The sequence below is a fragment of the Gilvimarinus sp. 1_MG-2023 genome (assembly GCF_030548285.1).
The window spans coordinates 1-396 of record NZ_JAUOSC010000265.1 but is presented as its reverse complement, the minus strand read 5'-3'; the positions used below and the strand labels follow the sequence as shown (position 1 = coordinate 396).

1 pseudogene is annotated in these 396 nt (G+C 60.1%); it reads left to right on the top strand.

The features are described 5' to 3' along the window. A pseudogene (locus Q4563_RS16720) lies at nucleotides 1-396 on the top strand (hypothetical protein); the annotation flags it as partial.

The following is a 396-nucleotide window of genomic DNA, read 5'->3' as shown; positions in this document are numbered from 1 at the left end:
GGTAACAAGCTGTTCAAACTGTTGTGTCACTGGCAGCCCTGGCAGGGCAGTGGCCGTTCCGGTTGGGTAACGCCGGGAGGTGTCTGGTCAAATCATTTGCATGCGGTGGCATTTCTGGGGCAGTGGGCTGGGGTTCGTACAACCGGCCTGGTACGGGGTTATGACGATGTGCCGTTGACGGCAACCTTGCAGGATTGTGTCGATTGGGGCATGCAGCTGGTATTCCAGTCCAGAGTTGATTATCGCCAGCGCTATGACCCGGACTGGCAGCGCCACTGGTCGGCGGCGACTGACAGCTATTTTATCGGCGAGGGTGGGGCCTGGGCGGCATCGACAGAGATGGCGCTGTTGTCAGGGCTTGATGGCGATGACCAGCAAGATCCCGGGGCGCAGGCA